The sequence below is a fragment of the Shinella sp. M31 genome (assembly GCF_049199205.1).
Taxonomy (GTDB): domain Bacteria; phylum Pseudomonadota; class Alphaproteobacteria; order Rhizobiales; family Rhizobiaceae; genus Shinella.
In genome coordinates this window covers 4,664-30,586 of the sequence record NZ_JBLZPH010000085.1, presented here as the reverse complement: position 1 = coordinate 30,586, position 25,923 = coordinate 4,664, and the positions used below count along the sequence as shown (strand labels likewise).

Genomic DNA, 25,923 nt, shown 5'->3' with positions numbered 1-25,923 from the left:
GCGCCGCGGCTTGTCTCACGCGGTGAAGGGCGCATCTCGCGCCGGAAAGTCGTGTTTCGACATGAACAGGGAAAGCGTTCGGGTCAAGAGGTAGGGCTGAATTTAGTGAGATACAACGCCATGCAACCAAAACGAGATTAATCCGTGGTTGCAATTATAAATAATCGTTGTATCGTTTCCTAGGCGTAGGAATTGCAACCTATCGGTGATTCCAGATTACTGGCACAACGGATAAGTCATGAATTCGAAACCAGCCAAGCCCATGCTCCCGCCCCACACGGCAGAAGAGAACATCGCCTATATCAGACAGATGCTCGCAGAACTGCGCACCGTCGCCGCAAACGAGGGAGCAGACATGCTGCGCTATCTGATCGAAATGGCCTATGTGGAGGCCGGCGACATCCAGTCGGGCATGCGCCCGTTCTCAATCCGGCGTGATCGAGACGCCGCCGCCGGCATGCCGCTGAAGGCGGCCGGCAAGATCAAGCTCTAGCAGGACGAGATAGACGCTCGCCGCGTCGATGCCGGTATGGCGAATGATCTCGTCGATTTCGGCCGGCACCTGGCTCAGAGCCTCGGCGATCCTTTCGCGGTCGCCATCGCTCGGCGGCAGCCGCAAAGTCGGCGGCAGATCATCACCGGGTTCCCTTGCATCGGGGCGCGGGGAGAACAGATCGGGCTCGGCCAGCGGCCGCAGCCCGTCCAGCACGTCCTCCGGTGCCGTGGTGATCGTCGCGCCGTCCTTCAGCAGGCCGTTGGTGCCTTCGCAACGCTGGTCGAGCGGCGAGCCGGGCACGGCAAAGACCAGCCGGCCGAAATCCGCGGCATTGCGCGCCGTGATGAGCGAACCGGAACGCACGGCGGCCTCCACCACGACGAGGCCGAGCGCCATGCCGGCGATCAGCCGGTTGCGACGGGGGAAATCGCGGGCGCGCGGTTCCCAGCCGAAGGGCATTTCGCTCACGGCGAGGCCTTCGCCGCCGGTGAGTTCATCGAGCAGGCCGATATTCTCCGGTGGATAGGGCTTGTCGAGGCCGCCGGCCATGGCAGCGATCGTGCCGGTCTCCAGGCTGGCCCGGTGGGCGGCCGTATCGATGCCGCGTGCCAGGCCGGAGACGATGGAATAACCCGCGCGGCCGATATCCCGCGCCAGAAGCCCCGCAAATTTCATGCCCGAAATCGAGGCATTGCGCGCGCCGACGATGCCGACCGCCGGTGCCGATGTCACCCTGCGGTTGCCCTTGGCGGCAAGAAGCGGCGGGGCGCCGTCGATCTGGCGCAGCAAGGGTGGATAATCGGGCTCGCCGATGCCGATGAAGGTGGCACCGTGCCGTTCGGCAATCTCCAGTTCCCGTTCCGCCTCCGCGCGTGAGGCAACGCGGATGCTGCGCGATGCGCCGCCGCGGCGGGAGAGTTCCGGCAACATGTCCAGCGCGGTCTCCGCGCTGCCGAAATGGTTGATCAACTCTCGAAAGGTAACCGGCCCGACATTGTCGCTGCGGATGAGCCGCAGCCAGGCAATCCTCTGTTTCTCCGTCAGCGCAATTCCTTTTGCCCTTGCGCTGCGGTCGTCCATGGTTACCCCTTGCTGCCGATCTTGCTTTCCGCGCCGCTCAGGAGGCGGCTGATATTGGCGCTGTGTTTCCACCAGGTGATGACGGTGAGAACGAGAAAGAGCAGTGCCACCTTCTCGTGACCGAGAAACCACAATACAACCGGAGATGCCGCCGTTGCAACCAGCGCTGAAAGCGACGAATAACGGGTGAGATAGGCAAGGCCGATCCAGATGGCCGCGAAGACCGCGAGCATGACGGGCACGAGGCCCAAGAGCAGGCCGACATAGGTCGCGACGCCCTTGCCGCCCTTGAAACCGAGCCAGACCGGGAAGAGATGGCCGAGAAAGGCCGCAAAGCCGGCGGCAATGCCGGCGTCGAGGCCCCAGCGCGAGGCAATGGCCGCAGCAGCGGTGCCCTTGAGGGCGTCGAGGAGCAGCGTCGCGGCGGCGAGTTTCTTGTTGCCGGTGCGCAGCACGTTGGTCGCGCCGATATTGCCCGAGCCGATCTGGCGCACATCGCCGAGTCCGGCCATGCGGGTCAGGATCAAGCCGAAGGGGATGGAGCCGAGAAGATAGCCGAAGGCCAGAGCAGCCAGGGTCGGCAATATGCCGAGCTGCCAGGTGTAGATGTCGGACACGTGGTTCTCCCCCGAGATTTCATTGCGACGGATGCCGGTAGGACGATGCGGGGCGGCGTCCTGTCCGCCCCTCAACGCGTCAATCCAGCGAATGCACCCGCTCGCCGGCAACATAGGTGCTGACGGCACGTCCCGTAAAGCGGGCATCTTCAAACGGCGTGTTCTTCGAACGCGAGACGAAGCGTTCTTTCGTGGCAAGCCAGGGCTCGTCGGGATCGATCAGCACGATATCCGCCGCTGCGCCCGGCGCCAGCGTGCCGGCGTCGAGGCCGAAAATCTTTGCCGGGCGTGTGGAGAGCGCATCGATGAGACGCATCAGCGGAACTTCGCCGCTGTGATGCAGCCTGAGCGCTGCCGCCAGCATGGTTTCGAGACCGATGGCGCCGTCTGCAGCATCCGCGAAGGGCAGGCGCTTGGTGTCGACGTCCTGCGGATCGTGCGAGGAGACGATGATGTCGATCTCGCCACGGGCCAGCGCATCGACCATCGCCTTGCGGTCGTCCTCGCCGCGCAGCGGCGGGGAGAGCTTGAAGAAGGTGCGGTATTCGCCGATGTCGTTTTCGTTAAGTGTCAGGTGGTTGATCGAGGCGCCGCAGGTGACATTGGCACCGCGCTCGCGGGCGATCTTCACCGCTTCGGCCGATTCCGGCACCGAGATCTGTGCGGCGTGATATTTGCCGCGCGTGAGGCCGGCGATGCGCAGGTCCCGCTCGAGCGGGATGAGTTCGGCTTCGCGCGGGCTGCCGGACAGTCCGAGCCAGCTTGCGAGCAGCCCCTCGTTCATCACCCCGCCGGCGCCCAGATATTTGTCGCGGGTTTCGAGCGAAATGACGCTGCCGAATTCGCGCGCATAGGTCATGGCGCGGCGCAGCACCTGCGCATTGTGCATCGGGTTGCGGCCATTGGTGAAAGCGACGGCACCGGCGGCCTGGAGAAGGCCGAATTCGGTCATCTCCTCGCCGACCAGCCCCTTGGTCAGCGCGGCGGCGGGGTGGATGTTGACGATGGCCTTGTCGCGGGCGTTCTTCAGCACGAACTCGACCAGCGCGATGTCGTCGATGACGGGATCCGTGTCCGGCATGGTGATGAAGGTGGTGACGCCGCCGGCGGCGGCCGCGCGCGAGGCGGATTCGATGGTCTCGCGGTGTTCCGCGCCGGGCTCGCCGACGAAGACGCGGGCATCGACCAGGCCGGGAGCGGCGATCATGCCGCGACCATCGACGATCTCGGCGCCTTCGGGCGCACCCTGGTTCTGCGCACCGGCGCCGATCGCGGCAATTCTGCCGTTCTCGATGACGATGGAACCCTTCTCATCGAGATTGCGCGAGGGGTCGAGGATGCGGAGATTTTTCAGGACGGTCGTGCGGGTCATGCGCTGACACCCTGGTTCTGCGAAAGAAGAAGCGTTTCCATCACGGCCATGCGGACGGCGACGCCCATCTCGACCTGCTGCTCGATCACGCTCTGCGGACCGTCGGCGATCTCGGAGGCGATCTCGACGCCGCGGTTCATCGGGCCGGGATGCATGACGAGCGCATCCTCCTTGGCCGCCTTCAGCTTTTCCGCGTCGAGGCCGTAATAGTGGAAATATTCGCGCACCGAGGGCACGAAGGCGCCGGACATGCGCTCGCGCTGGAGACGCAGCATCATCACCACATCCGCGTCCTTCAGCCCCTCCGCCATGGAGTGATAGACCTCCGCACCCATATCGGCGATGCCCGCCGGCAAAAGCGTTGCCGGTGCGACGACGCGCACGCGGGCACCCATGGCATTCAGCAGCAGGATGTTGGAGCGCGCGACGCGCGAATGCAGCACGTCGCCGCAGATGGCGACGATGATGCGCGACAGCTTGCCCCTGGCGCGGCGGATGGTCAGCGCGTCGAGCAGGGCCTGGGTCGGATGTTCATGCTGACCGTCGCCGGCATTGACCACCGCACAGGAGACCTTTTGCGCCAGAAGGGCGGCGGCACCGGCGGAGGAGTGGCGCACCACCAGCACGTCGGGGTGCATGGCGTTCAGCGTCATCGCGGTGTCGATCAGCGTTTCGCCCTTCTTCACCGAGGAATTGCCGACCGACATGTTCATCACGTCGGCGCCCAGCCGCTTGCCGGCCAGCTCGAAGGACGATTGCGTGCGGGTGGAGGCTTCGAAGAAGAGATTGATCTGCGTCAGGCCGCGAAGCGTCGACGTCTTCTTTTCCCGCTGCCGGGAAATTTTGACCGCCTCGTCGGCGCGGTCGAGCAGCAGGGTGATGTCCTGCTCTGTCAGACCCTTGATGCCGAGAAGGTGGCGATGCGGAAAGAAGTCCATGAAACTCCGCCTCAACTGTCGTTGGATACGCGGGGTCTATAGAGCGTCGGTTTCCCTGCGGCAAGGCGAAGCGGCCGGCGTTTCGCGCATTCCCACGCTTTTGTGTTCGCAACGGTGCCGCGCGACCGAACGCCCCGTTTCGCCCGCCCGCGACTTGGGCTAGAACCCGCTCATGACTCGCGACACCGAACAGAAACTCGCCGATCTCAACCAGCCGCCGCTCTGGTCGGGCATCAACGCCTATCGCTCCGATCCGCTCCTGGTGGATGCCACCGATGCGATGCCGAAGGGCCTGCGCGACGAGTTCGATGCGATCGGCCGCTATGTGACTTCGCCGGAGGCGCAGGAACTGGCGCGCATGGCGAATGTCGGCGTGCCGCAGCTGCGCACCCATGGTCCGCGCGGCGAGCGTCTGGATGTCGTCGATTATCACCCGGCCTGGCACGCGCTGATGCGCCGCTCCATGGCGAGCGGGCTGCATTCCTCGCTCTGGGAAAACGTCGCCGACGAACAGGGCCGGGCGCACAAGGCGCGCGCGGTGCGCTTCTACCTGACGGCGCAGCTCGAATGCGGCCATCTCTGCCCGCTGACGATGACGAGCGCCTCGGTTGCAGCCCTCTCGGCCTCGCCGCAAGTGCAGCGCGAATGGGGCCGAAAGATCCTGTCGCGCAAATATGACAGCGCCAACAAGCCGGCCATGCAGAAGAGCGCCATCACCATCGGCATGGGCATGACGGAAAAGCAGGGCGGCACCGACGTGCGTGCAAACACCTCTTCCGCCGAGCGCGTCGGCGAGGGCATCTACCGCCTGACGGGCCACAAATGGTTCATGTCGGCGCCAATGAGCGATGGTTTCGTCATGCTGGCGCAGACGCGCGAGGGCACCGGCTGCTTCCTCGTGCCGCGCCTGCTTGAAGACGGCGCCAGCAACGGCCTGCGCTTCCAGCGCCTCAAGGACAAGATCGGCAACCGCTCCAACGCGTCTTCGGAAGTGGAGTTCTCCGATACGTTCGGCTTCCTGCTGGGCAGCCCGGATGCCGGCATCCGCACCATCCTCGACATGGTGACGCTGACGCGGCTCGATTGCGCGCTCGCCTCCGCTGGCATCATGCGCGCCTCGCTCGCCGAGGCCGTGCATCATACCCGTGGCCGCAATGTCTTCGGCAAGCCGCTCGTGGCCCAGCCGATCATGACGCGCGTGCTCGCCGACATGGCGCTCGACGTTGCAGGCGCCACCGCCCTTTCGCTGCGTCTTGCCGAAGCCTTCGACAAGGCCCGCGACAGTGCGGAAGATGCCGCCTATGCCCGGATCATGACGCCGGTCGTGAAATACTGGTGCTGCAAGATCGCGCCGGCACTCATCTATGAAGCGATGGAGTGCATCGGCGGCAGCGGTTACGTGGAGGAACGGCCGATCGCGCGGCATTACCGTGAGGCGCCGGTCAACGCGATCTGGGAAGGTTCCGGCAATGTCATGGCGCTCGACCTGATGCGCGTCATCGGACGGGGCAGGGACCTGTTCGAAATCCTGTTCACCGGGCTTGCCCGCGATCTCGGCTCGGCTGGCAAGAAGACGGTCGACGTGCTGCGCGCCTGCCTGTCGCTCTGCGAACGGGACGAGGGGGCTGCCCGCATGCTGGTCGAGCAGCTGGCGCTCGCCGCCGCTGCCGCCGAACTCTACCGCGCCGGTGCCGGCCGCGTCGCCGATGCCTTCCTCGAGACGCGTCTCGCCTCCGGCTGGCGCTCGACCTACGGCATGCTCGATTCGCGCTTCGACTCGGCCTATATCGTCGACCTGCTTTATCCGCCGGCCAGATAGGCCGTCGTCGCCAGCACCATCGGAATGGTGAAGAACGAGGCGATGGTCTGCAGCGTCGCGACGGCGGCGTAGAAGGGCGCATCGCCGCCCATCTGCTTGGCCAGCACATAGCCGTTCATCGCCGTCGGCACGCTCGCCCCCATCGCGATCGTCAGAAGCTGCTCGCCGCGCATGCCGAGCGCATAGGCGGCACCCGTCATGACCAGGGGCATGAAGACGAGTTTCAGCACGACCGGCAGCAGCGCCAGCGGACGCGGCTTCAGCGCATCGGCAAGCTTCAGCCCGGCGCCCACCATGATGAGGCCGAGGCTGAGCGACGTATCCGCCACCATTTCGACGGTCTGCATCAAGGGCTTGTAGATTTCGATCCCGAGCAGGTTGATCGCGACGCCGAGCACCGAGCCGATGATCATCGGGTTGGTCAGGATTTTTTGCGCAAAGGTTTTCAGGCTGCGCGTGCCGCCGCCGAACCAGACGAGCATGCCGATATTGTAGAGATTGATCGGGATGATGATCAGCGTCGCCACCAGCGCGACGAGCGTCAGGCTCTGCGCGCCGTAGAGCTTCTCGGCGATGGCGAGCGCGATGAAGGCGTTCCAGCGCGTCGAGGTCTGGAAGACCGAGGTGAAGGTCGGTCCGCCGACCCCGGCGGCGCGGAAAAGCGGCCAGCACAGCGCGAGCACCGCTGCGATCAAAGTCACGGACCCGATGGAGCCGATCGCGACCTTTCCGGCCGCCATGCCGGAAAACTCGGCATCGGCGAGCGTGGTGAAAAGCAGCGAGGGGAACAGCACGAAGAAGCCGAGTTGTTCGAGCCCGTTCCACATGTCGCGGTCGATCAGCCGCCAGCGCTTGAGAAACACGCCCAGCACGACGAGCAGGAAGACGGGCAGGATGCTTTCGAAGATGGGGAGCATGGAACCGGATCGGGCGAGGGGAGACAGCTGCTCATTCCACGCCCCGTGCCGCATGGCAAGAGGCCGCCCGCAGGGCCTCCGTGTGGAAATTAACCTTACCGAAGGGTTTCCGTTGCGCGGTGAGGGTTAACGGGCCAAGGTGCCGTTTACTTGGTGTTAACCATGCGAGTGAGTGCAAGCCATGGCCAGTACGGCCCGGATTTCGGTCATGACGACCCTGTTTTCCTTCGCGGCGGTGGATATCGTCGTCCCGCTGCTCGTGATTGTCGGGAGCATCGCAGTCAGCGAGGTGCTCTTCGCTGTCGCCGATCTCGTCACGGCGAAGAGGAGGGCGGCATGAAGTGGTTCCTGATCCTGTGGGCAGGCCCCATCGCGCTCCTGGGCAGCTGGTACGGGCTTTCCTACTACGACATGAATTTCGGCTTCTTCATGCTGACGCGCCAGACGCATGATCTGGTGTTCCAGATTTACGGCCATATCCTCGGCATTCCGCCGGAAGACCTGCCGCTGCTGGTGCTGCGCGCCATCATTGTCGACAGCCTTGTCGTCTTCGCCATCCTTGCCTTCCGCCGCCGCAAGCAGATCTCAGCCTGGTGGCAGGCCCGTCATCAATCCTCGCCGGCGGTTCTGGCGAGAGACGACAGCCTGTCCAGCGCGCCCTGAAGAATGAACGAGGCGGCGGCGGAGTCTATGCGCTCGGCCCGCTTCTTGCGCGATACATCCATCTCGATCAGCGTGCGCTCGGCCGCGACCGTCGAAAGTCGCTCGTCCCAGAAGACGAAGGGGATGTCCGTTTTATCCGCCATGGAGCGCACGAAGGCGCGGGTCGCCTGAACGCGCGGGCCGGCGCTGCCATCCATGTTCACGGGCAGGCCAATGACGAAGGCCACGACCTTCTCCTTTGCTGCAAATGCCAACAGCGTCTCCGCATCCTGCGTGAATTTCACCCGCTTCAGCACCGGCCGGGGTGTTGCCAGCCGGCGACCAAGATCGGAGACGGAAAGCCCGATCGTCTTGGTGCCGAGGTCGAGGCCGGCGATGGGCTGGCCGGGCAGGAGGCTTTGCGCCAGGTCTTCCAGTGTCAGCGTCGCCATGGCCAAACCTCTCAGCGCTTGCGGACGAATTCGGTGCGCAGCACCAGACCGCGGATCGTCTCGTGCCGGCAGTCGATTTCGTCCGGATTGTCGGTGAGGCGGATCGTCTTGATGACGGTGCCCTGCTTCAGCGTCTGGCCGGCGCCCTTCACCTTCAGGTCCTTGATGAGCACGACCGAATCGCCATCGGCCAGCACATTGCCGCCGGCATCGAGCACCACGTTTTTCGCTGCCTTTTCCGCAGCGATCTCGGAGGCCGGGCGCCATTCGCCGGTTGCTTCGTCATAGATGTAATCGTCGTCGCTCATGACGGAATTCCCTCAATTTCTTAAAGCCACGCTTATAACGATCCCGCGACGGATGGAAACGGCCTTCACCGGGACTATATTGCCTCGCGAATCCCAAATGGAGAACAATCATGAAAATCACCTGGCTCGGCCATTCCGCCTTCCGCATCGAAACGGCGAAGGCGACGATCCTCATCGATCCGTTCTTCACCGGCAATCCGGCCTTTGACGATGCGACCCGCAAGGACGCCGTCGCCGGCCTCACGCACGTCCTGCTGACGCACGGTCATGGCGACCATGTCGGCGATACGATCCAGATCGCCAAGGAAGCCGGCGCGACGGTGCTCGCCAATGCCGATCTCGCCGCCTGGCTCGGCGCCAAGGGTGTCGAAAAGGTCGATATGGGCAATACGGGCGGCACCGTGCATTTCGACGGTTTTTCCACCACCTTCGTCAATGCGCTGCATTCCTCCGCGCAGATCACCGAGGACGGCACTTCCCATTCGCTCGGAAATGCCAACGGCCTCGTCTTGCATTTCGAGGATGAGCCGACACTCTATCATATGGGCGACACCGACATCTTTTCCGACATGGCGCTGATCCACGAGCTGCACCAGCCGGAAATCGGCCTCGTGCCGATCGGCGACCGTTTCACCATGGGCGGTGCCGTCGCAGCCCTTGCCTGCCAGCGCTTCTTCAAGTTCGACACGGTCATTCCCTGCCACTACGGTTCCTTCGGTATCATCGACCAGACGGCCGACCTCTTCGTGCAGGCGATGGACGGCGCATCCTCGAAGATCGAGGTGCCCAAGGCCGGCGGCGTGGTGACGCGCTAAGCGGCAGGAAAACGGGCGCGGGGGCGTGGAACGGGCCATTCCCCCGTTGCACCTCCGGGGCTTGGTCAGTATAGCGGGTATGAAATTTCCTGTCGGAGACCATCCATGTCCGTAGATCTAGCCACCGTAAAGCGCGTCGCGCGCCTTGCCCGCATCGCCGTCAGCGAGGAAGAGGCAAACCGCATGACCGGCGAGCTGAACGGTATCCTCGGCTTCGTCGAGCAGCTTTCCGAAGTGAATGTCGAGGGCGTCGAGCCGATGACTTCGGTCACACCGATGGCGATGCGCAAGCGCCAGGACGTCGTCAATGACGGCGGCAAGGCCGATGCCATCGTCGCCAATGCGCCGGCCACCGACCGCAACTTCTTCCAGGTGCCGAAGGTCGTCGAATAAGTCCGCCTTTGCCGCCCGCGCCGTCCGCTTCCGAAAGTAGTTTCATGACCGACCTTACTCGCCTCACCATTGCCGAAGCCCGCGAAAAGCTCTCCGCCAAGGAGATCAAAGCCGTCGAACTGACGGACGCGTATCTTTCTGCGATCGAAGCGGCCAATCCGGCGATCAACGCCTATGTCACCGTAACGCCGGAAAAGGCGCGCGCGATGGCCAAGGCTTCCGACGGCCGCATCGCCGACGGCAAGGCCGGTGCACTGGAAGGTATTCCGCTCGGCATCAAGGACCTGTTTGCCACCGACGGCATCCATACGCAGGCGTGCAGCCACATCCTCGACGGCTTCAAGCCGAAATACGAATCGACCGTTACCCAGAATCTCTGGAACGACGGCGCCGTCATGCTCGGCAAGCTGAACATGGACGAGTTCGCCATGGGCTCCTCTAACGAGAGTTCCTATTACGGTGCCGTCAAGAACCCGTGGCGTGCGCAGGGTTCCAACGCCGATCTCGTGCCGGGCGGCTCGTCGGGCGGCTCGGCCGCCGCCGTCGCCGCCTTCCTGTGCGCCGGCGCGACCGCGACCGATACCGGCGGCTCGATCCGCCAGCCCGCCGCCTTCACCGGCACCGTCGGCATCAAGCCGACCTATGGCCGCTGCTCGCGCTGGGGCATCGTCGCCTTCGCCTCCTCGCTCGATCAGGCCGGCCCGATCGCCCGCGACGTGCGTGATGCCGCGATCCTGCTGAAGTCGATGGCGAGCGTCGATGCCAAGGACACGACCTCCGTCGACCGGCCGGTGCCGGATTACGAAGCCGCGCTCGGCCAGTCGCTGAAGGGCATGCGCATCGGCATTCCGCGCGAATACCGCGTCGAAGGCATGCCGGACGAGATCGAAGCGCTCTGGCAGCAAGGCATCGCCTGGCTGAAGGACGCCGGTGCCGAGATCGTCGACATCTCGCTGCCGCATACCAAATACGCCCTGCCGGCCTACTACATCGTTGCCCCGGCCGAGGCATCGTCGAACCTCGCCCGCTACGACGGCGTGCGCTACGGCCTGCGCGTCGACGGCAAGGACATCGTCGACATGTACGAGAAGACTCGCGCCGCCGGTTTTGGCACCGAGGTCAAGCGCCGTATCATGATCGGCACCTATGTTCTGTCGGCCGGCTACTACGATGCCTATTACCTGCAGGCCCAGAAGGTGCGCACGCTGATCAAGCGCGACTTCGAACTGGCCTTCAACGCAGGGGTCGATGCCATCCTGACGCCCGCCACCCCGTCGTCGGCCTTCGGCATCGCCGACGAGGACCTGGCGTCTGATCCGGTCAAGATGTACCTGCAGGACATCTTCACGGTGACGGTGAACATGGCCGGCCTGCCGGGCCTCTCCGTTCCCGCCGGCCTCGACCACAAGGGCCTGCCGCTCGGCCTCCAGCTCATCGGCAAGCCCTTCGACGAGGAAAGCCTCTTCAAGACGGCCCACGTCATCGAGCAGGCCGCCGGCCGCTTCACGCCGGCCAAGTGGTGGTAAGGGGCAGCTAGCCCTCATCTGCAAGAACGACCAGATCGCCCGGCTCCGTGCCGGGCGATTTCGTTTCGGCTGATCATCCCCGTGGATAGCCTTTCGTCTCTCTCGCCAATCTCCGCGCGCAGTGCTTTCATGGCATGGAAAGGGCCGATGCATGATCACTGTTCGCAATGCCCGTGGGGATGACGTTCCGGAACTCGTCGAGATCGGCGTGAGGGCCTGGGGGCAGGCCGTCGTCGGCGTCGTCGATCTTCAGGTGCGCAGCGAACATGCCCGTAACGCCTTCCAGCAATTTCTCGCCGAAAAATGGCTGCGCGTCAGTGTCGTCGAGAGTGAGGGCGTGCTGGCCGGCTGGGCGTCGCGCGAGGCATTGGACGACGAGATCAGTGATCTCTGGGTCGATCCGCCCCAGCAGAAGAAGGGGCTTGGCGCCGCTCTGCTCGCCGCCATGGAAGCGGAAATCGTTGCCGCCGGCTTTGAGGCGGCACGGCTCCAGACCCATGCGCGCAACACGGCCGCCGTCGGCTTCTTCCAGAAGCACGGCTATTCGGTGAACTGGCTTTCCGTCGATTATTCGGAACGCCTCGACCGGGACGTGGAATCGGTCGGTCTTCGCCGACAGCTCGTCGCCGACGAGCCGATCGGTTACGGCCCGGGCGGGTTTTGAAGGAGGTGCGGCGCTCGCCACACCTCCCGTCTTTTACTGGTTGTCGAGCTGCGAGCGCACCAGAACCAGACCGCGCTGCGTGATGCGATATGGGCTGCCGCCGGAGGAGGCGATGCAGCGCCGGCGTTTCAGCTTGCGGAAGAGATCCAGGTCGAGACCGCCGGCGCGCCAGCCGTCCCGCGTGATGCAGCTAACGATGATGATCTTGCGGTTATCGTCTTTTTCGATGTCGATCCTGCCGCCCTGGGCGAGCAGGTGAAGAATGCGCTGTTCGGCGCGCGAAATGTCCATTGTCTTGAGTGTCCGTCAGGCGTTCGAATGAACGCGAAAAAACGTTCCGCCACCAAAGGGGTGGCAGGGTTCAGCGTTTTTTCGACCCTGCGCGCAAGCGTGATGCGGGCAGGGCCCTCAGCGGGTCTCAGACGAGTTGAACATCAAAACTCCATTTGCGGACGCCTCGAAATAACCGGGGCATGCGCAAAGGTCAATGCGCTGGCCAGATCAGCGAGTGGTGCAGGAAGACGGCGGTCTTCACGCCGTTGGCCGAGGCGAGCGAGATATTGGCCGCACCGAGCGCGATGTCGCCGGCAGCGTAGAGGCCGGGCAGTGAGGTCTGGCCCATGTCGTCGGTGTGCAGGATGTTGCCGATCGGTGTTTCTTTCAATTTTAGGCCGCGGTCATTCGGGATTGTGCTGCGCACCCGCGCTTCGGGGGCAACGAACAGCGCCTTGACGAGGGTGGGAATGCCGGGGCCGGTCTCGACTGAGAGCAGGCCGCGGGGGCCGTCCGCAATGGCGGTGACGCGGCCGGGGCGGAGTTTCACATTGCGCGCCTCGAGCACGGCGAGGTCCTTTTCGTCCGGCTCCGGGACTTCATTGGTGAAGAGCGTGACATCGCCCCAGTCGGCGACGACGGCGGCAAAACGTGCGGCCTCGGTGGTGCGCGCCAGTACGCCGACCGGCCCGCCGCCGACTTCGTAGCCGTGGCAATAGGGGCAGTGCAGCACTGTTTTGCCCCAGCGCTCGGCAAGGCCGGGAATCTCGGGCAGCTGGTCCTCAAAGCCGGTGGCGAGCAGCACGCGCCGCGCATCGATCCGCCCTCCGTCGCTGGTGATCACCGAAAACGCGTCCCGCTCTCCCTCCAGCCTTTCGGCCGGCACATCGCGGAAGCTGACGGTTTCGTAGGCGGCAAGCTGGCGGCGGGCGTCTGCGAGGATGGCGCCGCCCGGCCGGCCGTCCTGCGCGAGGAAGCCGTGCGAATGGGCGGCGAACCGGTTGCGCGGCAGCCCGGTGTCCAGGATGGTAATGCGGCGGCGGGCGCGGGCGAGCTGCAGGGCGGCGGACAGGCCGGCAAAGCCCCCGCCGATGATGATGGCATCTTCGGTCATGATGGTCCTTTCTATGGAACGTGCGGCATCGTTCGCCCGGCGGGTACCGGACGTTCAATGCAGGTCTTGGGGTTTAGCTACCGTTTAGCGGTATCGGCCCCGGCGTGTTTCGCCGCCACCCGAAAATCGGCGGCGAGATCGGCGAGCGTCGTGCCGGCAAAGCGCGCCATCAGGATCGCCTCGGCATCCTTCAGAGCATCACCGATCACCCGGTTGACAGATTTTTCGACGACGCAGCCCGGCATTTCCGTCGCCGGGCCGATCTGGAAGACGATCGGCTCGCCGAGCGCGTTGTAGATGTCGAGCAGCGAAATATCGGCAAGCGGTTTGGCAAAATGCCAGCCGCCACCATGGCCGCGACCGGATTGCACGATGCCGGCATCACGAAGCCCCGCCATGGTGCGGCGCACGACGACGGCATTGGTATCGAGGCAGAGCGCGAGATCGTCCGAGGTCATCGGCGCGTCGCGCTCGGCCATATGCATGAGCGCGTGAAGTACGGCGGAAAGGCGGCTGTTTCTTTTCATGTAACAATAATAGTTACGAATCATGCCGCGTGTCAACACGCGCTGGCCGGATGGCTGTCAGCCGACTTGCAGCAAACGGAGGAGGGTGGGGCCAAAGATGAGCCCCACGGGGGCAAGAACGGCATGCAGAACCAGGATCGCCTTTAAATACGTGCGAAACGGCTCCTTACGGGTCTTGTGCCGCAGCAGGCGTTGCGCGGCGAAAGCGCCGAGACTGCCGCCGAGAAAAGCGAATTGCAGCAATCGCGCTTCGGAAACGCGCCAACCACCGTCCCGTGCGGCGTCCTTGTCCCACCAGAAGAGGCAGAACGTCACGACGTTGAAGAGAAGAAAAATGATGAGAAGCGGTATCGCCGTGTCCATGACACGGTTTTAGCCGGCCAAGCTTGCGACTTGGCTAACGACGGCGCGACACACCCGCTGAAAACCTTGCGCCGCCTGCCCATATGTTCTACCGAGACAGCACCGAAGACACCACAGCAAGAGCCGAAAATGACCCTCGTCGACGTCCGCACCCCCGATCCGAAACGCTTCATCCCCGGCGCCACCGGCGACTGGGAAGTCATCATCGGCATGGAGGTGCATGCGCAGGTCCTTTCGAATTCTAAGCTGTTCTCCGGCGCCTCGACGGAATTCGGCAAGGCGCCGAATGCCAACGTCTCGCTCGTCGATGCCGCCATGCCCGGCATGCTGCCCGTCATCAACGAGGAATGCGTCAAGCAGGCCGTGCGCACCGGCCTTGGCCTGAAAGCGCAGATCAACCATCGCTCGATCTTCGACCGCAAGAACTACTTTTATCCGGACCTGCCGCAGGGCTACCAGATCTCGCAGTTCAAGGACCCGATCGTCGGCGAGGGCAAGATCGTCATCTCGCTCGGCCCGGATCGCCAGGGCAATTTCGAGGACATCGAGATCGGCATCGAACGCCTGCACCTCGAGCAGGACGCCGGCAAGTCGATGCACGACCAGCATCCCACCATGTCCTATGTCGACCTCAACCGCTCGGGCGTGGCGCTGATGGAGATCGTCTCCAAGCCGGACATGCGCTCCTCGGACGAGGCCAAGGCCTACATGACCAAGCTGCGTTCCATCGTGCGCTATCTCGGCACCTGCGACGGCAACATGGACGAAGGCTCGATGCGCGCCGACGTCAACGTCTCCGTGCGCCGTCCGGGCGAGGGCTTCGGCACGCGCTGCGAAATCAAGAACGTCAACTCCATCCGCTTCATCGGCCAGGCCATCGAATACGAAGCGCGCCGCCAGATCGGCATTCTGGAGGATGGCGGTTCCATCGACCAGGAAACCCGTCTCTTCGATCCCGGCAAGGGCGAGACGCGCTCCATGCGCTCGAAGGAAGACGCGCACGACTATCGCTATTTCCCCGATCCGGACCTGCTGCCGCTGGAATTCGACAACGCGTTCGTCGCGTCGCTGCTCGCCGATCTGCCGGAGCTGCCCGACGACAAGAAGATCCGCTTCGTCAAGGATCTTGGCCTCTCGGTCTACGACGCCTCCGTGCTCGTCTCCGAAAAGGCGATCGCCGACTACTATGAGGCCGTGGCCGCTGGCCGCGACGGCAAGATTGCCGCCAACTGGGTCATCAACGACTTGCTTGGCGCCTTGAACAAAGCCGGCAAGGATATTGAAGAGACTCCGGTTTCGCCCGACCAGCTTGGCGGCATCATCGATCTCATCAAGGACGGCACCATCTCCGGCAAGATCGCCAAAGACCTCTTCGAGATCGTCTGGAACGAGGGCGGCAACCCCGCCGAGATCGTCGAATCCCGCGGCATGAAGCAGGTGACGGATACTGGCGCCATCGAGAAGGCTGTCGACGAGATCATTGCCGCCAACCCCGATCAGGTCGCCAAGGTTCTCGCCAAGCCGACGCTGGCTGGCTGGTTCGTCGGCCAGGTCATGAAGGCGACGGGTGGCAAGGCCAATCCGCAGGCCGTTCAGGCGCTGGTCAAGGCCAAGCTCGGCATCGAGGAGTAATCCCGTGTTCTTCGTCCGCACCGCCTCCGAGCGCGATCTGGCGAAAGTCAGCGCGCTTCTCGGCGAGACGTGGCACGCCACTTTTGACGCGCTGTATGGCGTGGACAAGGTGAGCGAGATCACAGCGCGCTGGCATTCCGTGCCGGCGCTGAAGGCCAAGCTGGAGCGCAAGGACAGCGAATTCGTCGTCGCCGATAATGGGCGGGAACTGGCTGGCATGGGCTATGTCGCCATGTCGAAAGACCGGCCGAAGACCGCCTTCCTGCACCAGCTCTACGTGCTGCCGCGCTATCAGCGGCAGGGTATCGGCCGCGATATGTTTGCCGAGCTCGAAACTTGCTTCCCGGACGCGAACACTATGCTGCTGGAGGTCGATCCGCGCAATGACGCCGCTGTCGCCTTCTACTACGCGCACGGTTTTGCCAAGGTCGGCGAGGCTAGACATACGGCGGACAACATCTCCGGCGTGCCGCTCGATGTCTACGAGAAGCCGCTTGGCCACTGAGCCGCGGCGAAAAGCCGTGGGCGAAGACGCGGGAATCGCTGGACATTCGGGGGCCGTCGCGCCATAAGCGGAAGAAATATCAGTCTCGGGCCACATCCCAAGCGTGGCCCTGCCAAGGACGCCAGCCCATGAGCCTTCTCAAGCAGATTTTCACCTGGTGGAACGGTCAGACGATCGGCACCCGCTTTCACACCTGGCGCTTCGGCACCAAGGTCGGCCAGGACGAATTCGGCAATGTGTATTACCAGGGCGGGGCCAAGGATTCCGAAGGCCGCACGCGCCGCTGGGTGATCTACAACGGCTATGCCGATGCCTCCGCCATCCCGCCGGGCTGGCACGGCTGGATGCACCATCGCACGGACGTTTCTCCGGCCGACGAAAAGTATGTCGCGCATGAATGGCAGAAGCCGCACCGCCCGAACGGCACCGGCACGGCGCAGGCCTACCGTCCGCCGGGCTCGATCGCGGTCGCCGGCGAGCGTCCGCGCGTGACGGGCGATTATGACGCCTGGACGCCGGGCAACTGATACCGATTTGGCCACATTTCGCCGGTAGCTCCAAGCGACCGGCGACGCCGGTTCAGATCGCAGGAGACGGCTTCATGACATCAGGGTTTTCAAAGGTGAACGCCGGACGGCGGTTCCTGACGGGCGTGCTTGCAGCTGCGGCTGCCGGCCTTGCCCTGGCGCCCGTTTCGTCCGAGGCCGCCCGCATCGAAAACCCGGTCGCCGCCTTCTCCGGCATCGACAAGATCACTGGCCGCATCACCAATTTCGACGTCTATATCGGCGAGACCGTCCAGTTCGGCGCGCTGCAGGTGACGCCGAAGGTCTGCTACAGCCGCGACGATACCGAGGCGCAGAAGGTCACCTCCTTCGTCGAAGTGGACGAAATCACCCTCGACCGAAAGATCCGCCGCATCTTCACCGGCTGGATGTTCGCCGACAGCCCCGGCCTCAACGCCGTCGAGCACCCCGTCTATGACGTCTGGCTCGTCGAGTGCAAGGCAAAGTCGGAAGTTCCACCGCCGGAAGACGGCGAGACGAAGAGCCAGTAAGGCTTTCCATTTCAATTTTACAAGTTTGCGACTGCCGCGTGGATCCTCGGGGCAAGCCCTAGGATGACGGAGGGGAAGAAGGCGTTTCCTTCCTTCAAAAAGGGGCGGCATAGGCAGCGCTGCTTTATCGCACTTCTTTCTTCTATCGTCCTCGGACTTGACCAGAGGACCCACACCCCATCCTCAAAATGGCAAATGCGGTGACGCCAGCGCGTTGGCCAGCATATCCTCATATTGGATCTTCGGCACGTCGATCGCGCCAAACGTCTTCAAATGCTCCGTGGTGAACTGCGTATCGAGCAGGCGGAAGCCATGCGCTTTCAGACGTTCCACGAGATGCACGAGGCAGATTTTCGAAGCATTCGTGCGGCGAGAGAACATGCTTTCGCCGAAGAAGGCCGCGCCGAGCGAGACGCCATAGAGGCCGCCGACGAGCGTTTCTCCATCCCAGGCTTCGACGGAATGCGCGTGGCCCATGCGATGCAGGGTGCCGTAAAGCGATTTGATCTTGGCGTTGATCCAGGTCGAGGGGCGATCGGGCGCGGCTTCCGCGCAGGCGGCGACCACGGCGTCGAAGGCGGTATCGAAGCGGATGTCGAAGGGCTTTTGGCGGATCGTCTTGGCGAGGCTGCGCGAGACGTGGAATTTATCGAGCGGGATGACGCCCCGCATGTCCGGCTCGACCCAGAAGAGTTCCGGATCGTCGGCCGAATCGGCCATCGGGAAAAGCCCGATGGAATAGGCGCGCAGAAGCAAATCCGGGGTTATGTCCGGGTGCCGGCTGCGCCGCCCTGCCATGACCGACGCCGCCTCAGGCGTCGGTGCTGTTGGCCAGATAATTCTCCAGCCAATGGATGTCGTAGTCGCCGTTGGCGATGTCCTGGTTGCCGATGAGGTCCTGGAACAGCGGCAGCGTCGTCTTGATGCCGTCGATGACGAACTCGTCGAGCACGCGGCGCAGGCGCATCATGCATTCGACGCGGGTGCGGCCGTGCACGATGAGCTTGCCGATCAGGCTGTCGTAGTAGGGCGGGATCTTGTAGCCCTGATAGGCGCCCGAATCGACGCGAACGCCCAAACCGCCCGGTGCGTGGAAATGCGTGATCGTGCCCGGCGAGGGCACGAAGGTGCGCGGATCCTCGGCGTTGATGCGGCATTCGATGGCATGACCGGAGAAGACGATCTCCTCCTGCGTGACGGAAAGGCCGGCGCCGGAGGCGACGCGGATCTGCTCGTGCACGAGGTCGATGCCGGTGATCGCTTCGGTGATCGGGTGCTCCACCTGAAGACGGGTGTTCATTTCGATGAAATAGAACTCGCCGTTCTCGTAGAGGAACTCGACTGTGCCGGCGCCGCGGTACTTCAGCTTCTTCATGGCGTCGGCGCAGATCTGGCCGATCTTCATGCGCTGGTCGACATTCAGCGCCGGCGAGTTGGCTTCTTCCCAGACCTTCTGGTGGCGGCGCTGCAGCGAGCAGTCGCGTTCGCCCAGATGCACCGCATTGCCCATGCCGTCGCCGACGACCTGGATTTCGATGTGGCGCGGCTTGCCGAGGTATTTTTCCATGTAGACGGCATCGTTGCCGAAGGCAGCAAGCGCCTCGGAACGGGCCGTCGAGACGGCCTCTTCAAGGTCGGCCTCGGTCTTGGCGACCTTCATGCCGCGGCCGCCGCCGCCGGCGGTGGCCTTGATGAGCACGGGGAAGCCGATCTGGCGGGCGATTTCGAGCGCGTTCTCCGGCTTGACCTCGCCGGCCGAACCCGGAACGACCGGGATGCCGAGCGACTTTGCCGTTTCCTTCGCCGTGATCTTGTCGCCCATGATGCGGATGTGCTCCGCCGTCGGGCCGATGAAGGTGATGCCGTGCGCGTCGAGGATTTCCGCGAACTTGGCGTTTTCCGACAGGAAGCCGTAGCCCGGATGCACGGCGTCGGCGCCGGTGATCTCGCAGGCGGCGACGATCTGGTGGATGTTCAGGTAGCTGTCGCGCGACGGCGGCGGGCCGATGCAGACGCTCTCGTCGGCAAGGCGCACATGCATGGCGTCGGCATCGGCCGTCGAATGCACGGCGACCGTGGCGATGCCGAGCTCCTTGCACGCCCGAAGGACGCGAAGGGCGATCTCGCCGCGGTTGGCAATGAGGACTTTGGAGATCATGGGACCCGCCTTATTCGATGATGACGAGCGGTTCGCCGTATTCGACCGGGCTGGCGTCCTGCACGAGGATTTCGGTGACCTTGCCCGAGCGCGGCGCCGGGATCTGGTTCATCGTCTTCATGGCTTCGATGATGAGGATCGTCTGGCCTTCCTTGACCGTCGCGCCGACCTCGATGAAGGCGCGCGCGCCCGGAGCCGGCGACAGGTAGGCGGTGCCCACCATCGGCGCCGTCACGGCGTTCTTGTTGTTGCGCGCATCAGCCGGAGCGGCGGCGACGGCAGCGGTTGCGGCGCCAGCGGCCGGTGCGGCGAAGGCCGGGGCGGCGATCGGGGCCTGGACATATTGCGGCGTGCCGGCGCGCGAGACGCGGATGCGCAGGTCGTCCTGCTCCACTTCGATCTCGGTCAGGTCCGTCTCGTTGAGGATGTTGGCGAGATCGCGGATCAGAACCTGATCGATGCCGTGTTTCTTGTCAGCCATGGGATTGAGCCTCTGGTTCTTCTTATGTCGTGATGGATGAAAGCGCATGCAGCGCAAGGACATAGCTCTGCGCGCCAAAACCGCAGATGACGCCCTTCACGGCGGGCGCGATCATCGATTTGTGGCGGAATTCCTCGCGTGCATGCACGTTGGAAAGGTGCAGTTCGACCACCGGGATCTTGATGGCGCGGATGGCGTCATGCAGGGCGATCGAGGTATGGGTGTAGGCACCGGCATTGATGGCGATGCCGGCAGCGACGTCGCCGGCCTCGTGGATCCAGTCGACCAGATCGCCTTCATGGTTGGACTGGCGGAAATCGACGGCAAAGCCCAGCTTCTCGCCCTCTGCCTTGCACAGCACTTCGATATCGGCGAGCGTCTGGCCGCCATAGATACCGGGCTCGCGCTTGCCGAGGGCGTTCAGGTTGGGGCCGTTGAGCACGAAAAGGGGTAAAGCCATTCGCAATTCCGCATGCTGGATGAAGGACTACCTATAGACCGGCGGTTTCCATGAGGAAAGCCCCAAGGTACTGGGGTTTTCCGGTCGTGGCGGCGTGTCCACAAGCAGCAAGGCCTGAACAGGCCAGCGTGGCAAGAAGATGGCGGTTACGAGCAGCTCGCCTTGCCGCAGGCGCGGACATTGGCGATCTTGGCGCGCAGGTCATCCGCACCGACGGCGCCAAACACCATCTCGTTGCCGAGAACGTAGGAGGGCGTGCCGGTGATGCCGAGATCGTTTGCCAGGGAATAGGCTTCGCGCACGGCGTCGTCATGCGGCTTTTCGGTCATGGTCTTGCGGATATCGGCTTCCGAAATTCCCATATTGGCGGCCAGCGCGATGGCGCTTTCTTCCGTCGCACGGCCTTCTCCGCCGAGCAGCGCGCGGTGGAATTCGCCGTACTTTTCCGGCGCGAGGTCGCGGAAGGCGGCGCTCACCTTGTGGGCGGCGAGCGAATCGGGGCCGAGGATCGGCAGTTCCTTCAGGACGAAGCGGACGTTCTTGTCCTCCTTCAGGATGTCGTCCATGTCGGAAAGGGCGCGCTTGCAGTAACCGCAGTTGTAATCGAAGAACTCGACGATGGTGACGTCACCCTTGGGGTTGCCGAGCGCGATATCATAGGGCGAGTTGTAGATCGCCTTTTCATTGTCTGAGATTGCGGACTTCGCCTTGGCCTGCTGCTGCTCTTCCTGCTTCTTCTGCAGGGCTTCCTGCACGTCGACGAGGATTTCCGGGTTCTCGACGAGATATTCCTTGATGAACTCGCCGATCTCCTTCTTCTGCGCATCGTCGAGGGCGAGGGCCGGAAGGGGCGCTGCGACCGTAAAAAGAAGAGCCACGGTGGCCGCAAGCTTGGTCTTGAATGTCATGTCAGTCTGGTCCTCGTCGTGATGCGGCCCGCAGAAGTGCCATTGCCGGCGCTGCCGCGTCAATGCGGGGCAGGGCGCTTTCAACGACCTTATGGTTGGTCACGGGCAAACGATAGGGAAAAAGCGGCGGATTTTCGGCCCTCGCGGGATTGTGAAGCCGCAAATCTTGCGGCAGGAAGGCCTCGATCCTTCAAACCGGAAGACAAGCCCATGAAACTCTCCCGCCGCGGCGCCGTCGAACCCTTTCACGCTATGGACGTGCTCGCCGAGGCGACGAAGAGCCGTGCCGCCGGCCGTCCGGTGATCTCCATGGCCGTCGGCCAGCCCGTGCATCCGGCCCCCGCCGCTGTCCGTGAGGCTGCGCGCAGGGCGCTGGAGATCGGCCGTATCGGCTATACGGACGCGCTCGGCCTCTTGTCGCTGCGCCAGGCCATTTCGAATTTTTACCGGAGCCATCACGGCGTGTCCGTCGATCCCGGCCGCATCGCCATCACGACGGGCTCGTCGGCGGGCTTCAACCTGGCCTTCCTCGCGCTGTTCGATGCCGGCGACCGCGTCGCGATCGCGCGTCCCGGTTATCCGGCCTATCGCAACATTCTGGCCGCGCTCGGCATAGAGACGGTCGAGATCGAGGTGAATGCCGAAAACGGCTTCACCCTGACGCCGCAGGCGCTGGAAGCCGCCGGGAAGATCGATGGGGTTCTGCTCGCAAGCCCCGCCAATCCGACCGGCACCGTCACGGGCCGGGCGAACCTTGCGGCGCTTTCCGCCTATTGCCGCGACAACGGCATCGCTTTCATCTCGGATGAGATCTACCATGGCCTGACCTTCGTCGGCGAAGAGGCGACGGCGCTGGAATTCGGCGACGAGGCCGTGATCATCAATTCCTTCTCGAAATACTATTGCATGACCGGCTGGCGCATCGGCTGGATGGTGCTACCGGAAAAGCTCGTGCGCCCCGTCGAGCGCATCGCCCAGAGCCTCTACATTTCCGCGCCGGAACTGTCGCAGATCGCGGCGGAGGCGGCGCTTGGCGCTGAGGCGGAGCTGAATGTCTATCGCGACGCCTACCGCGTGAACCGCGACTTTCTGGTGAAGCGCCTGCCGGAAATCGGCTTTTCCATCGCCTCGCCGATGGATGGCGCCTTCTATGCCTATGTGGATGTCAGCCGCTTCACCAATGACAGCATGGCCTTTGCCCGCCGGATGCTGGCCGAGACGGATGTAGCGGCCACGCCGGGCATCGACTTCGATCCCAGGGACGGCCACCACACGATGCGCTTCTCCTATGCCGGCTCCTTCGAGGAGATGAACGAGGCGGTCGACCGCCTCGCGCGCTGGCTCGCCTGAGACCGGAAAGCGATTCCGTTTCAGCGCCTTGCGGCGGGAGATGGAATCGATCCGTCAGGCCGTTGAATCTCTTTCTCAGACCCGGTTGATCGACACGCCGCCATCGACCAGCATGGCCGTGCCGGTGGTGAAGCTGGACGCGTCCGAGCAGAGGAAGAGTGCAGCTTGTGCGATTTCTTCCGGGGCCGCGATGCGCTTGAAGGCGTTGAGCCCGGCGATAAACTGCCGGGCTTCCGGCGTATTGGCGACGTGCCGACCCATCGGCGTATCCGTCGCGCCCGGCAGCAGCGCATTCACGCGAATGCCCTTCGGGCCATACTCCGACGCAAGCACCTGCACGAGGCCGACGAGGCCGGATTTCGAGGCGGCATAGGCGGCAAGCCCCGGAAAGCCTGCCGTATAGCCGACGAAGGTGGAGGTGAAGACAAGACTGCCGCCGCCGCGCGCTTCCATCGCCGGCAGCTGGTATTTTGCCGCAAGGAAGCCACTCGTCAGGTTGACGGTCAGCACGTCCTGCCATTCTTGGCCTGATAGCGCCGGCAGCGGGCCGACCGGGCCGGTCGTGCCGGCATTGTTGAAGGCGATATCGACGCCGCCGAATTCTGCCTGTGCTGCCTCGACCAGCGCCTGGTGATGCGCCTCCTCGCCGACATCGCCGGGCAGGGCGATGACGGCGCCGCCTTCCGTCCGGATCTCGTCCGCGACATCGTTCAACCGTTCCTGCCCGCGGGCGGAGAGAACGAGCTTTGCGCCCTGGCGGGCGAAGAGCAGGGCGGCGGCGCGGCCGATGCCGGAGCTGGCACCGGTGATGATGGCGACCTTATTTTCGAGGCGGGTCATGAATGTCTCCTTGCTTGGTTTATGACGACCGCCGATGTCGCAGAAGGCCCAGAGGGCAACCACCCGATTCCCGCGCAAACGAAAAAGGCCCGGTAAAACCGGGCCTTTCGAATTCTGCACTGTAAGCGGTTGCTTAGAAGAAACCGCGGCGCTGCCACCAGCCGCCCTTCTTGGGCTTGTCGGCCTCTTCTTCCGCAGCGGCTTCCTTCGTGGTGGACGACTTCACCACCGGTTCGGATGCGATCTTGTTGATGTCACGGTTGCCCCGGGCGGGCTTGGCGGTGTCATCGAGATCGGCGGCGGCTTCCTCGACGGCCGGTTCGACCGGCGTCGATTCGACCACAGCAGCAGCCGGCTGCGCTTCGATTTCCACGCGGGCCGCTTCGTCGGTCGTCACCTCTTCGGCAGCGGCCTTGGCGCGGCTATTGCGGGCGCGCTTCGGCTTGGCCGGTGCCTCTTCGGCAACGGTTTCGACCGGCGTTTCCTCGGCGACGGCAGCGACTTCAACTACCTCGGCTTCGACGGCGACAACCTCTTCGGCCTCGCCTTCGTCGCCATCGTCATCGCCTTCACCCGATGCTTCGACTGCACCGTCTTCCGGACGATTGCGGCGGCCACCACGCTTGCCGCGGCGGCGGCGCTTGCGGCGATCACTGGCATCATCAGAGGCGTCGGCAGACTTGGGTGCGTCCACACCGTCGTCACCGTCTGCCTCGGCGTCGTCATCCTCGAGCGCATCGTCGTCGCCGGCCTGTTCGCCGCCAAAGGAGGCGGTGTCGGCACCCTCGCCATCGCGGCCACGGCCACGGCGGCGGCGGCGACGCTTGCGCTTGTTGTTGCGGCCGTTGTCATCCGAGGAGGCGGAAGTCTGGGCGGCCGGAGCGGCTGCGACCGGACGAGCTGCTTCTTCCTCTTCTTCGTCGATCTCGTCCTCGATCACGACGTCATCGTCTTCCGGTTCCGGCTCGAAATGCAGGATCTGCTCGATCTTGACCGGGTTTTCGACGGCCTCGCCCCGATCGATCGCAAAGTGCTGCGCGCCGACATGGGCATCGGCCTCGATGATGATCTGGACGCCGAAGCGGCCTTCATAATCGATGATCGTGCCGCGCTTGTGGTTGAGCAGGTAGAGCGCGATGTCGGGCGTCGTGCGCACACTGATATTGTGCGTGGTGTTCTTGAGGAGATATTCCTCGATGCCGCGCAGCACATGCAGCGCCACCGACGACTGCGAGCGCACATGGCCCGTGCCGTTGCAGTGCGAGCAGACCTGCATGGTCGATTCGAGAACCGAAGCGCGGATGCGCTGGCGCGACATTTCGAGCAGGCCGAAATGCGAGATGCGGCCGACCTGGATGCGCGCGCGGTCGTTCTTGAGATGGTCCTTCAGACGCTTCTCGACGGCCCGGTTGTTGCGCTTCTCCTCCATGTCGATGAAGTCGATGACGACGAGGCCGGCAAGGTCGCGCAGGCGCAGCTGGCGGGCAACTTCTTCGGCCGCCTCCAGGTTCGTCTGCAACGCGGTCTCTTCGATCGAGTGTTCGCGCGTCGAGCGGCCGGAGTTGACGTCGATCGAGACGAGCGCCTCGGTCTGGTTGATGATGATGTAGCCGCCGGACTTCAGCGTCACCTGGGGCTGCAGCATACGGTCGAGCTGGGCCTCGATGCCCGAGCGCGAGAAGATCGGATGTACGTCGCGATAGGGCTGAACGACCTTCGCATGGCTCGGCATCAGCATCTTCATGAAAGCTTTCGCCTCGCGATAGCCTTCCTCGCCGGCAACGACGATCTCGCTGATGTCCTTGTTGTAGAGGTCGCGGATCGAGCGCTTGATGAGTGAGCCTTCCTCGTAGACGAGGGTCGGCGCGGTCGATTGCAGCGTCAGCGTGCGGACGTTTTCCCACAGGCGCATCAGATATTCGAAGTCGCGCTTGACCTCGACGCGGGTGCGGTTGGCACCGGCGGTACGCAGGATGACGCCCATGCCCTGCGGAACCTCGAGGTCGCGGGCGATTTCCTTCAGGCGCTTGCGGTCCTGCAGGTTGGTGATCTTGCGGGAAATGCCGCCGCCGCGCGCCGTATTCGGCATCAGGACCGAGTACCGGCCGGCCAGCGACAGATAGGTGGTGAGAGCAGCGCCCTTGTTGCCGCGCTCTTCCTTGGCGACCTGCACGAGCAGGATCTGGCGGCGCTTGATGACTTCCTGGATGCGATAT

The 25,923-nt window shown here is 63.9% G+C and carries 31 protein-coding genes; 13 read left to right on the top strand and 18 right to left on the bottom strand.

Annotated elements, in window-relative coordinates; translation table 11 throughout:
* The first annotated feature begins 238 nt into the window (after positions 1-238).
* Positions 239-493 carry a hypothetical protein gene (locus ACOZKU_RS15050; RefSeq protein ID WP_314094590.1) on the top strand — a complete coding sequence of 85 codons (255 nt, stop codon included), beginning with the start codon at positions 239-241 and terminating at the stop codon, positions 491-493.
* Here the strand turns inward: ACOZKU_RS15050 and dprA are convergent.
* The 4 genes from dprA to ACOZKU_RS15030 form a co-directional block, all read right to left on the bottom strand.
* Positions 425-1,576 (bottom strand): DNA-processing protein DprA, encoded by a 1,152-nt coding sequence (dprA, locus tag ACOZKU_RS15045; RefSeq protein WP_421579548.1) that lies wholly within the window; start codon positions 1,574-1,576, stop codon positions 425-427. The two genes, ACOZKU_RS15050 and dprA, sit on opposite strands and share 69 nt — an antisense overlap.
* 2 nt (positions 1,577-1,578) lie before the next feature.
* Complete coding sequence (plsY, locus tag ACOZKU_RS15040) at positions 1,579-2,184, bottom strand: glycerol-3-phosphate 1-O-acyltransferase PlsY (RefSeq protein ID WP_421579554.1); 606 nt, start codon at positions 2,182-2,184, stop codon at positions 1,579-1,581.
* Between the two features lie 88 nt (positions 2,185-2,272).
* On the bottom strand, positions 2,273-3,565 hold the full coding sequence (locus tag ACOZKU_RS15035; protein WP_421579547.1) for a dihydroorotase: 1,293 nt from the start codon (positions 3,563-3,565) through the stop codon (positions 2,273-2,275).
* Positions 3,562-4,503, bottom strand: a complete 942-nt coding sequence (locus tag ACOZKU_RS15030) for an aspartate carbamoyltransferase catalytic subunit (RefSeq protein ID WP_421579546.1) — start codon at positions 4,501-4,503, stop codon at positions 3,562-3,564. Before ACOZKU_RS15030 ends, ACOZKU_RS15035 begins: the two co-directional genes overlap by 4 nt.
* 172 nt (positions 4,504-4,675) lie before the next feature.
* Here ACOZKU_RS15030 and ACOZKU_RS15025 point away from each other — a divergent pair, with 172 nt between their 5' ends.
* On the top strand, positions 4,676-6,322 hold the full coding sequence (locus ACOZKU_RS15025; protein ID WP_421579545.1) for an acyl-CoA dehydrogenase family protein: 1,647 nt from the start codon (positions 4,676-4,678) through the stop codon (positions 6,320-6,322).
* On the opposite strand, the gene ACOZKU_RS15020 is transcribed toward ACOZKU_RS15025, so the two are convergent.
* Entirely contained in the window at positions 6,304-7,239 is a 936-nt protein-coding gene (locus tag ACOZKU_RS15020) for an AEC family transporter (RefSeq protein ID WP_421579544.1), read from the bottom strand. The two genes, ACOZKU_RS15025 and ACOZKU_RS15020, sit on opposite strands and share 19 nt — an antisense overlap.
* A 208-nt stretch (positions 7,240-7,447) precedes the next feature.
* On the opposite strand from ACOZKU_RS15020, the gene ACOZKU_RS15015 reads away from it, so the two are divergent.
* Complete coding sequence (locus tag ACOZKU_RS15015) at positions 7,448-7,579, top strand: hypothetical protein (protein ID WP_421579543.1); 132 nt, start codon at positions 7,448-7,450, stop codon at positions 7,577-7,579.
* Positions 7,576-7,902, top strand: coding sequence for a DUF6105 family protein (locus ACOZKU_RS15010; protein ID WP_421579542.1), 327 nt, complete (start codon positions 7,576-7,578; stop codon positions 7,900-7,902). Before ACOZKU_RS15015 ends, ACOZKU_RS15010 begins: the two co-directional genes overlap by 4 nt.
* Here ACOZKU_RS15010 and ruvX read toward each other — a convergent pair.
* Both ruvX and ACOZKU_RS15000 read right to left on the bottom strand, forming a co-directional pair.
* On the bottom strand, positions 7,848-8,333 hold the full coding sequence (gene ruvX, locus ACOZKU_RS15005; RefSeq protein WP_421579541.1) for a Holliday junction resolvase RuvX: 486 nt from the start codon (positions 8,331-8,333) through the stop codon (positions 7,848-7,850). The genes ACOZKU_RS15010 and ruvX overlap by 55 nt on opposite strands.
* 11 nt (positions 8,334-8,344) lie before the next feature.
* Positions 8,345-8,641 carry an alkylphosphonate utilization protein gene (locus ACOZKU_RS15000; RefSeq protein WP_421579540.1) on the bottom strand — a complete coding sequence of 99 codons (297 nt, stop codon included), beginning with the start codon at positions 8,639-8,641 and terminating at the stop codon, positions 8,345-8,347.
* Positions 8,642-8,751: 110 nt separating this feature from the next.
* Between ACOZKU_RS15000 and ACOZKU_RS14995 the strand changes: the two genes are divergently transcribed.
* The 4 genes from ACOZKU_RS14995 (at position 8,752) to ACOZKU_RS14980 (ending at position 12,039) form a co-directional block, all read left to right on the top strand.
* Positions 8,752-9,456 (top strand): metal-dependent hydrolase, encoded by a 705-nt coding sequence (locus tag ACOZKU_RS14995; RefSeq protein ID WP_421579539.1) that lies wholly within the window; start codon positions 8,752-8,754, stop codon positions 9,454-9,456.
* A 105-nt stretch (positions 9,457-9,561) separates the two neighbouring features.
* A complete protein-coding gene (gene gatC, locus ACOZKU_RS14990; protein ID WP_421579538.1) occupies positions 9,562-9,849 on the top strand; it encodes an Asp-tRNA(Asn)/Glu-tRNA(Gln) amidotransferase subunit GatC in 288 nt (95 codons plus the stop codon).
* Positions 9,850-9,893: 44 nt separating this feature from the next.
* Entirely contained in the window at positions 9,894-11,375 is a 1,482-nt protein-coding gene (gatA, locus tag ACOZKU_RS14985) for an Asp-tRNA(Asn)/Glu-tRNA(Gln) amidotransferase subunit GatA (protein WP_421579537.1), read from the top strand.
* Positions 11,376-11,526: 151 nt separating this feature from the next.
* Entirely contained in the window at positions 11,527-12,039 is a 513-nt protein-coding gene (locus tag ACOZKU_RS14980; RefSeq protein WP_421579536.1) for a GNAT family N-acetyltransferase, read from the top strand.
* 33 nt (positions 12,040-12,072) lie between these two features.
* Here the strand turns inward: ACOZKU_RS14980 and ACOZKU_RS14975 are convergent, their stop codons facing one another.
* From ACOZKU_RS14975 to ACOZKU_RS14960, 4 genes are all read right to left on the bottom strand, one after another.
* Positions 12,073-12,330 carry a YjhX family toxin gene (locus tag ACOZKU_RS14975; protein WP_421579535.1) on the bottom strand — a complete coding sequence of 86 codons (258 nt, stop codon included), beginning with the start codon at positions 12,328-12,330 and terminating at the stop codon, positions 12,073-12,075.
* A gap of 193 nt (positions 12,331-12,523) precedes the next feature.
* Positions 12,524-13,426 carry an NAD(P)/FAD-dependent oxidoreductase gene (locus tag ACOZKU_RS14970; RefSeq protein WP_421579534.1) on the bottom strand — a complete coding sequence of 301 codons (903 nt, stop codon included), beginning with the start codon at positions 13,424-13,426 and terminating at the stop codon, positions 12,524-12,526.
* A gap of 77 nt (positions 13,427-13,503) precedes the next feature.
* A complete protein-coding gene (locus ACOZKU_RS14965; RefSeq protein WP_421579533.1) occupies positions 13,504-13,953 on the bottom strand; it encodes an RrF2 family transcriptional regulator in 450 nt (149 codons plus the stop codon).
* 57 nt (positions 13,954-14,010) lie between these two features.
* Complete coding sequence (locus tag ACOZKU_RS14960; RefSeq protein ID WP_421579532.1) at positions 14,011-14,316, bottom strand: DUF1294 domain-containing protein; 306 nt, start codon at positions 14,314-14,316, stop codon at positions 14,011-14,013.
* A gap of 129 nt (positions 14,317-14,445) precedes the next feature.
* Here ACOZKU_RS14960 and gatB point away from each other — a divergent pair, with 129 nt between their 5' ends.
* From gatB to ACOZKU_RS14940, 4 genes are all read left to right on the top strand, one after another.
* Positions 14,446-15,948, top strand: a complete 1,503-nt coding sequence (gene gatB / locus ACOZKU_RS14955) for an Asp-tRNA(Asn)/Glu-tRNA(Gln) amidotransferase subunit GatB (protein ID WP_421579531.1) — start codon at positions 14,446-14,448, stop codon at positions 15,946-15,948.
* Between the two features lie 4 nt (positions 15,949-15,952).
* Positions 15,953-16,453, top strand: coding sequence for a GNAT family N-acetyltransferase (locus tag ACOZKU_RS14950; RefSeq protein WP_421579530.1), 501 nt, complete (start codon positions 15,953-15,955; stop codon positions 16,451-16,453).
* 128 nt (positions 16,454-16,581) lie between these two features.
* Positions 16,582-16,980, top strand: a complete 399-nt coding sequence (locus ACOZKU_RS14945) for an NADH:ubiquinone oxidoreductase subunit NDUFA12 (RefSeq protein WP_313524167.1) — start codon at positions 16,582-16,584, stop codon at positions 16,978-16,980.
* 74 nt (positions 16,981-17,054) lie between these two features.
* Positions 17,055-17,510 carry a DUF2155 domain-containing protein gene (locus tag ACOZKU_RS14940; protein ID WP_421579529.1) on the top strand — a complete coding sequence of 152 codons (456 nt, stop codon included), beginning with the start codon at positions 17,055-17,057 and terminating at the stop codon, positions 17,508-17,510.
* 183 nt (positions 17,511-17,693) lie between these two features.
* Here the strand turns inward: ACOZKU_RS14940 and aat are convergent, their stop codons facing one another.
* From aat to ACOZKU_RS14915, 5 genes are all read right to left on the bottom strand, one after another.
* Positions 17,694-18,308, bottom strand: a complete 615-nt coding sequence (gene aat / locus ACOZKU_RS14935) for a leucyl/phenylalanyl-tRNA--protein transferase (protein WP_421579528.1) — start codon at positions 18,306-18,308, stop codon at positions 17,694-17,696.
* A 13-nt stretch (positions 18,309-18,321) separates the two neighbouring features.
* Positions 18,322-19,668: an acetyl-CoA carboxylase biotin carboxylase subunit gene (gene accC / locus ACOZKU_RS14930; protein WP_314094555.1), complete on the bottom strand. Its 1,347-nt coding sequence runs from the start codon at positions 19,666-19,668 to the stop codon at positions 18,322-18,324.
* 10 nt (positions 19,669-19,678) lie between these two features.
* Positions 19,679-20,149, bottom strand: coding sequence for an acetyl-CoA carboxylase biotin carboxyl carrier protein (accB, locus tag ACOZKU_RS14925; protein WP_421579527.1), 471 nt, complete (start codon positions 20,147-20,149; stop codon positions 19,679-19,681).
* A 22-nt stretch (positions 20,150-20,171) separates the two neighbouring features.
* On the bottom strand, positions 20,172-20,609 hold the full coding sequence (gene aroQ, locus ACOZKU_RS14920; protein ID WP_298103091.1) for a type II 3-dehydroquinate dehydratase: 438 nt from the start codon (positions 20,607-20,609) through the stop codon (positions 20,172-20,174).
* Between the two features lie 146 nt (positions 20,610-20,755).
* Positions 20,756-21,517: a DsbA family protein gene (locus ACOZKU_RS14915; protein ID WP_421579526.1), complete on the bottom strand. Its 762-nt coding sequence runs from the start codon at positions 21,515-21,517 to the stop codon at positions 20,756-20,758.
* Between the two features lie 210 nt (positions 21,518-21,727).
* On the opposite strand from ACOZKU_RS14915, the gene ACOZKU_RS14910 reads away from it, so the two are divergent.
* Positions 21,728-22,867 carry a pyridoxal phosphate-dependent aminotransferase gene (locus ACOZKU_RS14910; protein WP_421579525.1) on the top strand — a complete coding sequence of 380 codons (1,140 nt, stop codon included), beginning with the start codon at positions 21,728-21,730 and terminating at the stop codon, positions 22,865-22,867.
* Positions 22,868-22,942: 75 nt separating this feature from the next.
* Here ACOZKU_RS14910 and ACOZKU_RS14905 read toward each other — a convergent pair whose 3' ends face one another.
* Together ACOZKU_RS14905 and ACOZKU_RS14900 are read right to left on the bottom strand one after the other, a co-directional pair.
* Positions 22,943-23,707, bottom strand: a complete 765-nt coding sequence (locus ACOZKU_RS14905; RefSeq protein WP_421579524.1) for an SDR family oxidoreductase — start codon at positions 23,705-23,707, stop codon at positions 22,943-22,945.
* Between the two features lie 133 nt (positions 23,708-23,840).
* The coding region (locus ACOZKU_RS14900) for an Rne/Rng family ribonuclease (protein ID WP_421579523.1) at positions 23,841-25,923 on the bottom strand (2,083 nt) is incomplete at its 5' end.

Coding starts and splice junctions, on each gene's coding strand:
- gatC (WP_421579538.1), top strand. CDS start 9,562: ATGTCCGTAGATCTAGCCACCGTAAAGCGCGTCGCGCGCCTTGCCCGC.
- ACOZKU_RS14910 (WP_421579525.1), top strand. CDS start 21,728: ATGAAACTCTCCCGCCGCGGCGCCGTCGAACCCTTTCACGCTATGGAC.
- gatB (WP_421579531.1), top strand. CDS start 14,446: ATGACCCTCGTCGACGTCCGCACCCCCGATCCGAAACGCTTCATCCCC.
- ACOZKU_RS15010 (WP_421579542.1), top strand. CDS start 7,576: ATGAAGTGGTTCCTGATCCTGTGGGCAGGCCCCATCGCGCTCCTGGGC.
- ACOZKU_RS14945 (WP_313524167.1), top strand. CDS start 16,582: ATGAGCCTTCTCAAGCAGATTTTCACCTGGTGGAACGGTCAGACGATC.
- ACOZKU_RS15035 (WP_421579547.1), bottom strand. CDS start 3,565: ATGACCCGCACGACCGTCCTGAAAAATCTCCGCATCCTCGACCCCTCG.
- ACOZKU_RS15025 (WP_421579545.1), top strand. CDS start 4,676: ATGACTCGCGACACCGAACAGAAACTCGCCGATCTCAACCAGCCGCCG.
- aroQ (WP_298103091.1), bottom strand. CDS start 20,609: ATGGCTTTACCCCTTTTCGTGCTCAACGGCCCCAACCTGAACGCCCTC.
- ACOZKU_RS14915 (WP_421579526.1), bottom strand. CDS start 21,517: ATGACATTCAAGACCAAGCTTGCGGCCACCGTGGCTCTTCTTTTTACG.
- ACOZKU_RS14965 (WP_421579533.1), bottom strand. CDS start 13,953: ATGAAAAGAAACAGCCGCCTTTCCGCCGTACTTCACGCGCTCATGCAT.
- ACOZKU_RS14970 (WP_421579534.1), bottom strand. CDS start 13,426: ATGACCGAAGATGCCATCATCATCGGCGGGGGCTTTGCCGGCCTGTCC.
- dprA (WP_421579548.1), bottom strand. CDS start 1,576: ATGGACGACCGCAGCGCAAGGGCAAAAGGAATTGCGCTGACGGAGAAA.
- ACOZKU_RS15030 (WP_421579546.1), bottom strand. CDS start 4,503: ATGGACTTCTTTCCGCATCGCCACCTTCTCGGCATCAAGGGTCTGACA.
- ACOZKU_RS14905 (WP_421579524.1), bottom strand. CDS start 23,707: ATGACCCGCCTCGAAAATAAGGTCGCCATCATCACCGGTGCCAGCTCC.
- ruvX (WP_421579541.1), bottom strand. CDS start 8,333: ATGGCGACGCTGACACTGGAAGACCTGGCGCAAAGCCTCCTGCCCGGC.
- ACOZKU_RS15020 (WP_421579544.1), bottom strand. CDS start 7,239: ATGCTCCCCATCTTCGAAAGCATCCTGCCCGTCTTCCTGCTCGTCGTG.
- gatA (WP_421579537.1), top strand. CDS start 9,894: ATGACCGACCTTACTCGCCTCACCATTGCCGAAGCCCGCGAAAAGCTC.
- aat (WP_421579528.1), bottom strand. CDS start 18,308: ATGGCAGGGCGGCGCAGCCGGCACCCGGACATAACCCCGGATTTGCTT.
- ACOZKU_RS14995 (WP_421579539.1), top strand. CDS start 8,752: ATGAAAATCACCTGGCTCGGCCATTCCGCCTTCCGCATCGAAACGGCG.
- ACOZKU_RS14940 (WP_421579529.1), top strand. CDS start 17,055: ATGACATCAGGGTTTTCAAAGGTGAACGCCGGACGGCGGTTCCTGACG.
- ACOZKU_RS14975 (WP_421579535.1), bottom strand. CDS start 12,330: ATGGACATTTCGCGCGCCGAACAGCGCATTCTTCACCTGCTCGCCCAG.
- ACOZKU_RS15050 (WP_314094590.1), top strand. CDS start 239: ATGAATTCGAAACCAGCCAAGCCCATGCTCCCGCCCCACACGGCAGAA.
- ACOZKU_RS14980 (WP_421579536.1), top strand. CDS start 11,527: ATGATCACTGTTCGCAATGCCCGTGGGGATGACGTTCCGGAACTCGTC.
- ACOZKU_RS15000 (WP_421579540.1), bottom strand. CDS start 8,641: ATGAGCGACGACGATTACATCTATGACGAAGCAACCGGCGAATGGCGC.
- ACOZKU_RS15015 (WP_421579543.1), top strand. CDS start 7,448: ATGACGACCCTGTTTTCCTTCGCGGCGGTGGATATCGTCGTCCCGCTG.
- ACOZKU_RS14960 (WP_421579532.1), bottom strand. CDS start 14,316: ATGGACACGGCGATACCGCTTCTCATCATTTTTCTTCTCTTCAACGTC.
- accC (WP_314094555.1), bottom strand. CDS start 19,668: ATGATCTCCAAAGTCCTCATTGCCAACCGCGGCGAGATCGCCCTTCGC.
- accB (WP_421579527.1), bottom strand. CDS start 20,149: ATGGCTGACAAGAAACACGGCATCGATCAGGTTCTGATCCGCGATCTC.